We start from the raw sequence: 9,679 nt of genomic DNA, 5'->3' as shown, positions 1-9,679 counted from the left end.
TCCTTCAAACGATCAAGCGTCATACGGACCGCTCGTTCGCGAACCTCTGTTGGGTGTTTCTTGGGCATAACCGAATCCTTTCACCAGAAAGAAAGCGGCAGGAAATCAGGGACGGTTCAATGACACCGGTTCACCAGCACCCGACAGGGCGCCCAACGCCCACCGCACGGCGTCCATATCGGCGAGCCGAACAACGTCCAACCACGCCAAAAGTGCCTCGTCGCGCTCCGTCACCTGCACCATCACTCAGCCTCCGAACTGACAACGTTTCAGCTTTCCAACACGATTCTGCACCCAGCCACCGACACAGCCCCGCATGCCACACCGCACATCGTCCACTTCAACTCATCGACCTCACCGCTTCTGCTCGTCGTTTTTCTTACCCAATTGCTTCCTACTTCCTGCCGTCGGCTCCCACATTTTCTGCCGGCTTTCCCTAGCTTTTCTCGTCACTTTTTTCACTTCTTCTCTGTCTTCTCTTCTTGTTCTCCCTCTTTTTTTCTTTTCAGTTTTCTTCTTTTGTGTTTTGTACCTCTGTTTTTTTCTTCTACTCTTTTCTTCTCTTTCCCTGTCCCACCACCACCCCTTTACTTCCCAACCTCCTACACACTGAGGAACGATGGGTGTGGGAGGTTGGGAAGTAAGCGCAGCGAGGGGGCGGCGGTGGGGCAGGGAAAGAGACCCCATACCTATTCGTTTACCTATTCGCTGCCAGTGAATAGGCAAACGAATACCTGCCAGCCACTATTAGGTTTGACTCCGTACGGTCTCAACGCCGTCCACCAAGTGCCTCATGAACGTCGCTACCTCGACTCGGCTCACTCCGCCTGGATCAACGGCAGACGTTACGGCCCGAGGGTTGACGTCATTGACTGGCGTATACGCTCATCCTGTGGACCTAGATCTTTCAATAGCCCTACTTGCCGGAGGATTCGCCTTGGCTGGCGGTGTCGGTGGCGCCCTCCTCACTGGCTTGCTCGGCCGCGGAGCAGAAAGGCGGAGGTTGACCGCCGAAGATGAAAGACGGTGGCTGGCGGATCGACGAACTGCGTACGCAAAATTTCTTGCAATGTCAGAATCTCTGCACATGGAGATCGACACGATTGGGATATTTCTGCCCACTGAATCGAGGCCGATCAGCGCAGATGACGAGTTGATCCTCGCCGACTTATACGAGTACACGAGGATGTGGGAGACCTCCTTGCAGCCGCTGCTCGGTGAAGTCGAACTACTTGCCTCGCCCGAAGTAGTGGATCTCGCGGATCGTGTCTCTGGTGCACTCCTCGCCGTGACCGCACCGATCGAGTTGAGACTGAACTTCGATGACTATTACCCCGTATGGTTTCAGACACGCGACCTCATTCACGTTCTTCGAGATGCCATGCGCACGGAACTCGGCCTCCCCAAAATCCTCAAGGTCTTAGCGCCCTTCCCACGTGAAGACGACTGGCCTTGGCTCGATTCACGCCCGCCTGTTGACTCCTACATCCAAGGGAAACGTCCCAAGGCGCAATAGTCGGGGAACCTACTTTGGCCTACGCGACCAAGCTATCGGTGTGCACACCCTCTCAGGGGCAAGGTCGGTGATCCGATACGGAAACCCTTCCTCGACGCCATGACATCCGACTAAACGCCGTCGAACCAGCGGACGACGCTGTTGGCGTTGTGAGCTTGCAGGAGGGCGTCCTCGACGATGCCGGCGAATTGAGCGGCGTCGCGGAGGCCGAGTTCCGCACGGGCGACTCCGGGTGCGCAGCCGGCGCCGCAGCCGTCTTCACCGTTGCACTGGACGCCGTCGATGACGTTGCCGTGCCAGTTGGCGAGCTGGTCGTAGACCTGGCCCAGCGAGCGCTGCGTGGCGGTCAGGCATCCGAGCAGCAGGTACGAGTCGTAGGGCCGGTCGATCGCCCGAGTCGCGTGCGCCAAGCTGCGTGCGATGTCGGCGAGCTCGTTCGCCCGGCTGATCAATTCGCTGTCGTGGTCGTTCATGGTGGTGCTCCTTTCACGAGGTTGTGTGGGTGGGCCGCGCGTGCGGCCCACCCGGGATGGCTATTCGGTGTCAGGCTTGGAGTTACGGCGAACGGTGGCGACGGCCCGGTTGAGGTCGGGGCCGACGTTGTCGGCGTCAATGACGCGGCCGTATTGGCGTGCTTGCTCGTCGCCCCAGCTGTCGGTGTGCTCGCGGCCAACGACGATCACGGGGTCGCCCTTGTGCAGGGTGGCGGCGACGTTCTGGCCGAGCTCGAACTTGGCTTCCACGAAATGTGTTGTGGCGGCGTCGTGGGCGAGCCATTTGCCGCCCCGGTATTCGCCGGTGTTTTCGATGACGCGCAGCTTGGTGATCTGGATGCTGCCGGCAGTGACGACTTCGGGGTCGAGAGCCAGGTTGCCGATGATGGTGCGTGTGGTCATGAGTGCTTCTCCTTCGATGAGTGCTGCGTTGACGTGCGGTGGGTGTCGTTGGCCTTGGGTTCTTCGACCAACTGTTTCTGGTGCCTTCCGGCGAGAAAATTCGATAGCGAGCGGGAGCTCCGCGAGTGCACAGAATCTCAGACGAAGTGAGGGAGCCTGCGACCGCGTCTGAGAATCTGGAAACGGTAGGCGCACAGCGATCTATTGTGGTCGGTCGGACAGGTCACAAATTGTGTTCACGCGGTGGCGATGCGCGCCGATTGTGGCCGCGATCGGGCGGCATTCGGCGGCCGTTTTGGCAAGTTATCCACAGGCGTTTTTCGCGCGCGCGTACTGTTAATGTTTTGTTTGTCCTGTTAGTACTGTTAGGGGGGCCGATCACCGGCCCCCTATAGGGCCAGATCTGGCCCCCTATCGGTACGCTAAACGGCCCCCTACGGGGGCCGTTCACCGGCCCCCAAACCTCCGCGCCGAAGCATCGGAATGACGTTGGTTTCGTATCGTCGGTGACCGCCCGGTTTCGCGCTGTCGACGAGCAGATTGAACTCGGCATTGTGGCCTCGACTGCCGGAGCTGACTCTCTCGATCGCGCCGCTGGCGACGAGTTCTGCAATCGCCCGCTTGACCGAATGATGTGCCGATTCTGATCCGTTGTCAGGAGCCAGATAGCCCAGGGCGATCGCCGATGATTCGCGGGATGCGAAGTATCGGCGCGGCGGTTGATTGCCGGGGTTGTCGGTGTCGTCCCAGCTTTCCAGTGCCATGTGCAGCAGCAACCGGGTCGCCGCGTGCCCGAGACCCAAACGCGCAGCCACAAGAACGGCGCCCTTGGCCGCGTATAGGCCCACGCTGCTCTCACCCACCGGGTCGGGTGCGAGGCGTTGCGAGATGGCAGAATTTTAGTATTCTGGTCATAGATCAGATCCTTTGAGGGTGTTCGATCTTTGCCCCGGGGTGCAACCCGGGGCTTTTTCTTTGGCCTGCCGCCGGCCCGCCGTTTCGGCGCTGGCAGCAGGAGGAGCGGCCTCACCGTGTCACGAGGGCGGGTTCGCCGGTTTGCACTTGGGCGCTCGCCTCGATCCAGGCGATGATTTCGGACCTCTTGTAAAGAACCTTCTTCGGGGTTGGCTTGTAGAACCGGGGCCCGCGTCCGTTATAACGCAGCTGAGCCAGACCGCCGACTGTTAGGCCCGTCAGTTCCGCCGCGACAATCGGGAGAACGAATTCTTCACTCATCACTACTTCCCTTCGTTGACACGAGACACTCGTTATCTCGTGTTGCGATCACAATAAAACGTTTTTGACTGTTTGACAAGTGTCAATCCCTGTACGGTGTCGACATGACAAGTTTTGTGAGGCAGTCCGGAATTGGCGAGCGGATCCAGGCCATCCGGAAACGGCACGGCATCCGCTCCGCCAAGGACCTCGCCGACCTCATGCCCGGCGGCAACGTCACCGAGGCGATCCTGCAAAACCTCGAAGCCGGCCGCAAACAGGACCTCTCGGTCAGCCAACTCCTGAACATCTCCCACGCACTTCGCGTTCCACCGGTTTTTCTCCTGGCACCAATCGGGCGCCCGCATGACCCGCTCGACCTGGTCAACCTCAGCGATACCTTCAAGGGAATGACCGTCGCTGAATTCGATGCCTGGATCTCCGGGGAAACGAATGGCACCTACCGGTGGCGCGACCTCACCGAACGCACGGAACGCTCGCAGCTCGAGGCCACGCGCCAGCTCATTGCCAGCCTGAGCGAACGCCGCCGTCTCACCACCAACTTGGCCATCGAGGCAGAACTTACGCCGCCGGGTGAGGTCAGCACGGACCCCGCGATCTGGGATACCACGCAGGAACGACTTGCCGAGGCAAACCGGCGCATCGAACAACTCAGCAGCTATCTCACCGACGCGGGCTGGGACCTCGAAGGATGGGCCAAGTAGACCGCTGAGCCCGGGCCGAATAACTGTCGTCCGCGTGTGAGCCGTCGAGGTGTCGGCCTCGAGTTGTACTCTGTGCGCGTGACGAACTATCTGGCGCAGGTTGGGATCGGCGAACGCATTCAAGCGATTCGCAAGCAGCATGGCATCCGTTGGGCGAGAGCTCTGGCAGAACTCATCCCGGGTAACAATGTCACCGAATCGATCGTGCAGAATATCGAAGCCGGCCGCAAAAGACGACCTTCTCGTCAGCCAACTGCTCACCATCGCCCAGGCCTTCCGCGTTACGCCGATTTTCCTGCTCGCCCCGATCGCCACATCATCGGTCCGGCTCGACATCGCCAACGTCAGCTCGAGCTTCGATGACATGACTGTGGTCCAGTTCGATGCCTGGATCTCGGGTGAGCCCAACGGCGCCTACGACTGGAACACCCTCGCCGACCGCGCCGAACGCACCCAGCTGCACGACCATGCGCGAACTCCACGAACAGATCCGTGAACGCGGGCGTCTGGCAGCTAAACTCAATGCTGCGATTGACTCAAGCGGAGGCGACCACGCCGGGGACACGACCAAGGATCGCCTCGAGGGTGCCGTCCAGCGCATCGCCCAGCTCACGTCCTACCTTGCCTCGGCCGGCTGGGACCTTGAAGGCTGGGCGGACTAGCCGCCGCAACGGAGTGTCGGTGGCTGGATGCAACATTGGATCAGCAACGATAAGTTCCGACCAGTCGGGCGCAGTCTCGGCGGAGAATCCGAGGTGAACTCATGGCAACAATTTCCGCGTACCAGTCGGCGAACGGACGTCGATATCGGGTGCGGTATCGAACGCCGGACCGTCGACAGACGGACAAGCGTGGCTTCACCAGCAAGCGTGAAGCTGAGCGGTATCTGGCTAGTGTTTCCGTCGCGAAGGACAAAGGCGAATGGATCGATCCAACCTTGGCGCGCATCTCCGTCAACGCCTGGTCGCAGGTCTGGCTGAGCGCCCACTCAAATCTCAAGCCGACTACTCGCGGCGCGTATGCGTGGATTCTCAAGAAGCACATTCTTCCCCGATGGGGCCGGGTCGCCCTCATCGATGTGACCCACACCGCAGTGCAGGCTTGGGTCACCGAGCTCAGCGATTCCCTGGCCCCCTCGAGCGTGCGCAAGATTCACGTCGTGCTGTCCGGCGTCATGAAATACGCCGTCCGGGATCGCCGCATCCCACGCAATCCGTGTGACGGAGTGCGCCTCCCCCGCGTCGCTGAAGGCGACCGGGGCTATCTGACACCCGAACAAGTCGATGAGCTGGCCGCGCTCTGCGCGCCCTCTTCGACAGTGATCTACCTGCTGGCTTATACGGGCCTCCGATGGGGCGAGATGGCGGCCTTGAAGATCAAAAGGCTCGACTTGGGACGCCGACGCCTGGACGTAGCTGAAGCCGTTACAGAGCCAACGGGAGCCATCCTCTGGGGCACCCCGAAGAACCACGAGCGACGGTCAGTACCGTTTCCGGCGTTCTTGACCGAAATGCTCCAGGTCCAGTGCGCAGGCAAGTCTCGGGAAGAACTGGTGTTCACCTCCCCGGATGGCGACGTACTCCGAAGTGGCAACTTTCGGCGTCGTACCTTCACTGCGGCCGTCACCGAGCTCAGGCGTCGTCATCCAAACCTGCCCGCGATCACCCCGCACTCGCTGCGGCATACCGCGGCGTCGTTGGCAATTTCGTCAGGCGCGAGCGTTTTGTCGGTGCAGCGAATGCTCGGACATGCCTCAGCAGCGATGACTTTGGATGTCTACAGCGACCTCTTCGAAGACGATTTAGACGCCGTTGCAGACGCCCTCAATAACCGCGCACTTAAAACAAATGTGGGCAAATTGTGGGCAAATCCAGCAAATTCGGCGAAACATACCGCTGAGCTGGTTTCAGAAACCCTATCTGACCAGCATATTTAGTGGAGCCGCCTGTCAGAATCGAACTGACGACCTTCTCATTACGAGTGAGAGAACAACCGTTTCGTGGGTGTTCGTGGGGGCAAGACTTCCGCGTAAAATCAACGATCTGCCCCCTCGGGAGTTCGCTGGTGTTCGCTGGAATTAGCTCCATAGGGTGCACGATAGGGTGCACGCGGGGCGTCCATCTGATCGACCAAAGCATCCTCTCGTTCGTCCAGTGGATGCACGTAGGTGCGATAGGTGAAAGCGGAGTCCTTGTGACCGAGGATCTTTGCCACGACTGCCACATCTCCACCAGATTCGACCAGCATGTGCGTTGCGGACGTGTGCCGCGATTGGTACCGCTTCACCGTTCCAAGGCCCGCAGATGTGAGCAGCGCGCGCCATAGTCGAGTGTCCTGCGTGGCACCGACTCCCTTGCCGTTTTCCTGTGGGAACATCAGCGCGACCGGCTTGCCACCGCTCTCGAATCCGATCCAGTCCTCGCCCATATCGGCCATGAGCTGCAACTGCTCAGCGCGGTGTGCATCGAGCATCGTGATCAGCGACCGCGGCAAACGAATTTCGCGCTCCCCCGCCGCCGTCTTCGCTGCCGGCTGCAAGAACAGTCCCTTCACGCCGGTTGCGCGCAGTAGCTGGTTGCGGATCGTGAGCCTACCGGTGCGCGCGTCGTAGTCTGGCCACGCCAGCCCCAGGCATTCAGACGGCCGGATTCCCATTCTCAGCGCCAGGTGCCAGCGGGCAGCATTGCGGCCGGTCGCAGCATCGAGAATGGCGTCACGGTCCTCACGTGAGAACGAAGTCGTATCAGCCTTGCCGACCGGGCCGAGCTCAACGCGCAATGCCGGATTGAAGCCGATCATCCCGCGCGTCTCGGCTACTGCCAGCGCTGCTTTCAACGGGGCTAGGTAGCGGCGCTGCGAGGTGGGCGCGACCTTCAGCCATTTCACCCACTGCTCAAGGCGCTCAACGGTGAGCGCGCTGATCCTGATCGATCCGAGTTCCGGCGTGATCTTCTTGTCGAGCACCCACCGATTCATGGCGTACGTCGTCGCGCGTGGTCCCGCGATGTTCTCTAGCCAATGGTCGACCCATTGCGTGACCGTGGGCGCGGTGCCAGCGACGAGCTTGCCGTCGTCGCGCCTGGTGAGCAGTTCGCGCTTCTCCTGCGCGCATGCCGCTTTCGTGGCGTGGAATTTGGTGTACTTGCGCTTCCCGCCGACAGTGACGTAGCCGCGCCATCCCCGATCGGTTTTCTTCGGGACCGATCCTTCACCCTTGGCAGCTCTCATGCGGCCCTGCTTTCAGCGTTGAGGTAGGCAAGCAGAATGTCGCCTGTGACTTGGAGGTCGATGGCCCATTCGCGTGGATCGTGCGACCACTCGGATACTTGTTTGAGCCTGCGGGCGGAAATGAGGCGGCGGGCGGCGGACAGGTCGGCACGCCGTTCCTGCCGGATGGACCACAAGCCGTCGGTGTGGTGATCATCGGCAAGGAAGTGCGCCACCTCGTGAGCGAGCACGCTGCGCTCGGTCGCGGTCTTGAGGCCACGGCGCAAGATGATGATTTTTCGGCCCGGAACGTAGAGCCCGAAGTTTGACCGCAGGCTCTGGTACGCAACGGTCAGCCCGAGGTGATCGGCATGTTCGTGTGGATCGTACCGATCAGTCGTCAAATTCATCAATTTCTATCACCGTGTCCCCCGGTTTGGCTACAGCACGCAGTTCGTCGGCCTCTGTGTTTTGTCGAGCCTTACGCATAGGTCTGACATTGTCTCGTTCGACCATCGCTGGGTGTTCTCCATCAAAGGGCGTCTCGAGTATTTCCGAACCACCTGCTTCGACTCGGCGAAGAATTTCGCGCGCAAGCTCCAGGTCAGTGAAGTCACGAATTTGCAGGGAGCGGTGAACCGATCCAAGAGACAGAGCTTCGGACTCGTCGAGGTAACCGGCAGCGATCAGCGCCTGCACGGGGTCGGCTTGATAAGCACCGGCGATCTGAACTACCTGCTTTGGTCGCGGCTCGACCTTGCCCGCGAGCCAGCGACTGATCGTCGATTCGGGCGTGTTAGTGCGCTCGGAGATCCGGGCGCCCGTCTCGTCTCCAGCGATCATGCGAAGGAACTCTGGCCACGTAATGTGCTTGATCATTCCAGCAATGATAAGCCATTTATTGCACGTATGCAATAACTTTGCATTCGGAAAACCCCGTATTTACGCGGATTCAAGCCCCGTTTAAGGATTTCGCTTATGGAATTAACTTGCAGATGAGCATGCTTGGCGTAATGTTGCAAGCATGCAAGCAGCTACCAATACAGCCAGAGCTAAAGATGCTCTCGTGCTCAACCGGCCCAGGCTTGACGAGCTTCGACGTGCGAACGGCATCAACACGGAGGCGGCACTCGCCAGAATCATCGGGGTGTCCCCCGCGACTCTTTGGCGCGTCTCCAATGGTGAAGTTAGCCCGTCGAACGGATTCATGGCCCGAGTCATGCTGGCGTTTCCCCACGCCTCAATGTCCTCTCTTTTCGAGGTCGTTCGTGGCGAGCAGGTCGCGTAATGCCCGTCGTTGAGTCAGTTCGTCTGTACTCCGTCGCGACCGTGGCCCAGCGCATCGAGATGTCGAAGGTATGGGTGTATGAGCAGATCAAGGCTGGCCGGCTCCCTGTTGTGGAATTTGGCGACACCCGACCGCATCAGCGCGTTCGTGCTGACGATCTCCAGAAGTTCATAGACGCCCGCACCTTCGGCGCCTAGCCCCTTCATTCTTTCCCCTCGCTCTGAGGGGAATCCGCCGGCGTGCCCGCACGCCCCGAGATCGCTCAAAGCCAGACCTGCCATCTATGTGCGCCAGCTCCAACGGTTCACATAAGGCGGCAGACACCTCGATTGAAGTCGGGGAACTCCGTGAGGAGGAGTCGGGATGGGGGCGATTAGCAGCTTGATAACTACATACAACGAACACGAGAAGGATATTTCTCCTGCGATACGGGGCACCCGAACGATGGTGCACGCAGGAGCTGCGAACGGTGCGAGGGAACGGCCAATCCGACGGTCATCGCCCCACCAAGGAAAGTACTCGGTTCATGTGTACATGCGGGGCAGCTAGGTGCCTGCCAGCGCATGGTGCTCCACAAACGCGGCCTCCCTGGCGCGCCACCTTGTTTTACCTGATCGGGCATCCGCCATTCCATTCATCACCTTCGGGTGTAGCTGGGCGGGTGCCGATAACGCTGTGCGCATTACGACGAAGGAACGTCGGCAGCTAGTCAGTTCGCCGGTTGGAGTCGAGCCCTAACCGGTAAAGGGGACTGGCCCTTATAACCCACGTCAAGCGGCGCGTCCGTCATAGGAGTGTCCGGGTGTGCAGTCCCGGCGTCGCCCTCAATCAC

Annotated in this window: 15 protein-coding genes; 7 read left to right on the top strand and 8 right to left on the bottom strand. The window is 60.1% G+C overall.

Features of this window, described 5'->3' with window-relative positions:
• Positions 1-354: 354 nt before the first annotated feature.
• Positions 355-687 (bottom strand): hypothetical protein, encoded by a 333-nt coding sequence (locus tag E3T46_RS18145; protein ID WP_166790332.1) that lies wholly within the window; start codon positions 685-687, stop codon positions 355-357.
• Positions 688-1,087: 400 nt separating this feature from the next.
• Here E3T46_RS18145 and E3T46_RS17685 point away from each other — a divergent pair, with 400 nt between their 5' ends.
• Positions 1,088-1,516, top strand: coding sequence for a hypothetical protein (locus E3T46_RS17685; RefSeq protein ID WP_104193236.1), 429 nt, complete (start codon positions 1,088-1,090; stop codon positions 1,514-1,516).
• Positions 1,517-1,626: 110 nt separating this feature from the next.
• On the opposite strand, the gene E3T46_RS17680 is transcribed toward E3T46_RS17685, so the two are convergent.
• From E3T46_RS17680 to E3T46_RS17665, 4 genes are all read right to left on the bottom strand, one after another.
• Positions 1,627-1,989 carry a hypothetical protein gene (locus E3T46_RS17680; protein WP_104193237.1) on the bottom strand — a complete coding sequence of 121 codons (363 nt, stop codon included), beginning with the start codon at positions 1,987-1,989 and terminating at the stop codon, positions 1,627-1,629.
• A gap of 60 nt (positions 1,990-2,049) precedes the next feature.
• Complete coding sequence (locus tag E3T46_RS17675; protein ID WP_104193238.1) at positions 2,050-2,412, bottom strand: single-stranded DNA-binding protein; 363 nt, start codon at positions 2,410-2,412, stop codon at positions 2,050-2,052.
• A 434-nt stretch (positions 2,413-2,846) separates the two neighbouring features.
• Positions 2,847-3,188, bottom strand: coding sequence for a hypothetical protein (locus tag E3T46_RS17670; RefSeq protein WP_134479244.1), 342 nt, complete (start codon positions 3,186-3,188; stop codon positions 2,847-2,849).
• A 250-nt stretch (positions 3,189-3,438) separates the two neighbouring features.
• Complete coding sequence (locus E3T46_RS17665) at positions 3,439-3,648, bottom strand: hypothetical protein (protein WP_104193240.1); 210 nt, start codon at positions 3,646-3,648, stop codon at positions 3,439-3,441.
• Between the two features lie 104 nt (positions 3,649-3,752).
• On the opposite strand from E3T46_RS17665, the gene E3T46_RS17660 reads away from it, so the two are divergent.
• The 5 genes from E3T46_RS17660 (at position 3,753) to E3T46_RS17645 (ending at position 6,288) form a co-directional block, all read left to right on the top strand.
• Positions 3,753-4,352 (top strand): helix-turn-helix transcriptional regulator, encoded by a 600-nt coding sequence (locus E3T46_RS17660; RefSeq protein WP_134479243.1) that lies wholly within the window; start codon positions 3,753-3,755, stop codon positions 4,350-4,352.
• 78 nt (positions 4,353-4,430) lie between these two features.
• Complete coding sequence (locus E3T46_RS18140) at positions 4,431-4,715, top strand: helix-turn-helix transcriptional regulator (protein WP_166790331.1); 285 nt, start codon at positions 4,431-4,433, stop codon at positions 4,713-4,715.
• Position 4,716: 1 nt separating this feature from the next.
• Positions 4,717-4,848 (top strand): hypothetical protein, encoded by a 132-nt coding sequence (locus E3T46_RS18785; RefSeq protein ID WP_255455293.1) that lies wholly within the window; start codon positions 4,717-4,719, stop codon positions 4,846-4,848.
• Entirely contained in the window at positions 4,820-5,014 is a 195-nt protein-coding gene (locus E3T46_RS17650; RefSeq protein ID WP_134479241.1) for a hypothetical protein, read from the top strand. Before E3T46_RS18785 ends, E3T46_RS17650 begins: the two co-directional genes overlap by 29 nt.
• A gap of 101 nt (positions 5,015-5,115) precedes the next feature.
• Positions 5,116-6,288, top strand: a complete 1,173-nt coding sequence (locus E3T46_RS17645) for a tyrosine-type recombinase/integrase (protein ID WP_134479240.1) — start codon at positions 5,116-5,118, stop codon at positions 6,286-6,288.
• Between the two features lie 98 nt (positions 6,289-6,386).
• Here the strand turns inward: E3T46_RS17645 and E3T46_RS17640 are convergent, their stop codons facing one another.
• Genes E3T46_RS17640 through E3T46_RS17630 form a run of 3 tightly spaced genes read right to left on the bottom strand, consistent with a single transcriptional unit; the run spans position 6,387 to position 8,438 of the window.
• Positions 6,387-7,580, bottom strand: a complete 1,194-nt coding sequence (locus tag E3T46_RS17640; protein WP_134579558.1) for a site-specific integrase — start codon at positions 7,578-7,580, stop codon at positions 6,387-6,389.
• The gene (locus E3T46_RS17635) at positions 7,577-7,963 is read right to left on the bottom strand and encodes an ImmA/IrrE family metallo-endopeptidase (RefSeq protein WP_166790330.1); all 387 of its coding nucleotides are present in this window, start codon (positions 7,961-7,963) and stop codon (positions 7,577-7,579) included. Before E3T46_RS17635 ends, E3T46_RS17640 begins: the two co-directional genes overlap by 4 nt.
• Complete coding sequence (locus E3T46_RS17630; protein WP_134579557.1) at positions 7,953-8,438, bottom strand: helix-turn-helix transcriptional regulator; 486 nt, start codon at positions 8,436-8,438, stop codon at positions 7,953-7,955. The genes E3T46_RS17635 and E3T46_RS17630 overlap by 11 nt, the downstream gene beginning before the upstream one ends.
• A gap of 408 nt (positions 8,439-8,846) precedes the next feature.
• Between E3T46_RS17630 and E3T46_RS17625 the strand changes: the two genes are divergently transcribed.
• Positions 8,847-9,044, top strand: a complete 198-nt coding sequence (locus E3T46_RS17625) for a helix-turn-helix domain-containing protein (protein ID WP_134473058.1) — start codon at positions 8,847-8,849, stop codon at positions 9,042-9,044.
• The last annotated feature ends 635 nt before the right edge of the window (positions 9,045-9,679 follow it).

The sequence above is a fragment of the Cryobacterium sp. Hh11 genome (genome assembly GCF_004404045.1).
Taxonomy (GTDB): domain Bacteria; phylum Actinomycetota; class Actinomycetes; order Actinomycetales; family Microbacteriaceae; genus Cryobacterium; species Cryobacterium levicorallinum.
This window is presented reverse-complemented; position numbering and strand designations above follow the sequence as displayed.

What these genes read in the sequence shown, in the direction of transcription:
- E3T46_RS17645 (WP_134479240.1), top strand. Translation starts at nt 5,116, where the DNA reads ATGGCAACAATTTCCGCGTACCAGTCGGCGAACGGACGTCGATATCGG.
- E3T46_RS17685 (WP_104193236.1), top strand. Translation starts at nt 1,088, where the DNA reads ATGGAGATCGACACGATTGGGATATTTCTGCCCACTGAATCGAGGCCG.
- E3T46_RS17650 (WP_134479241.1), top strand. Translation starts at nt 4,820, where the DNA reads ATGCGCGAACTCCACGAACAGATCCGTGAACGCGGGCGTCTGGCAGCT.
- E3T46_RS17630 (WP_134579557.1), bottom strand. Translation starts at nt 8,438, where the DNA reads ATGATCAAGCACATTACGTGGCCAGAGTTCCTTCGCATGATCGCTGGA.
- E3T46_RS17640 (WP_134579558.1), bottom strand. Translation starts at nt 7,580, where the DNA reads ATGAGAGCTGCCAAGGGTGAAGGATCGGTCCCGAAGAAAACCGATCGG.
- E3T46_RS17680 (WP_104193237.1), bottom strand. Translation starts at nt 1,989, where the DNA reads ATGAACGACCACGACAGCGAATTGATCAGCCGGGCGAACGAGCTCGCC.
- E3T46_RS17675 (WP_104193238.1), bottom strand. Translation starts at nt 2,412, where the DNA reads ATGACCACACGCACCATCATCGGCAACCTGGCTCTCGACCCCGAAGTC.
- E3T46_RS17665 (WP_104193240.1), bottom strand. Translation starts at nt 3,648, where the DNA reads ATGAGTGAAGAATTCGTTCTCCCGATTGTCGCGGCGGAACTGACGGGC.
- E3T46_RS17660 (WP_134479243.1), top strand. Translation starts at nt 3,753, where the DNA reads ATGACAAGTTTTGTGAGGCAGTCCGGAATTGGCGAGCGGATCCAGGCC.
- E3T46_RS17625 (WP_134473058.1), top strand. Translation starts at nt 8,847, where the DNA reads ATGCCCGTCGTTGAGTCAGTTCGTCTGTACTCCGTCGCGACCGTGGCC.
- E3T46_RS18145 (WP_166790332.1), bottom strand. Translation starts at nt 687, where the DNA reads ATGGGGTCTCTTTCCCTGCCCCACCGCCGCCCCCTCGCTGCGCTTACT.
- E3T46_RS18785 (WP_255455293.1), top strand. Translation starts at nt 4,717, where the DNA reads ATGACTGTGGTCCAGTTCGATGCCTGGATCTCGGGTGAGCCCAACGGC.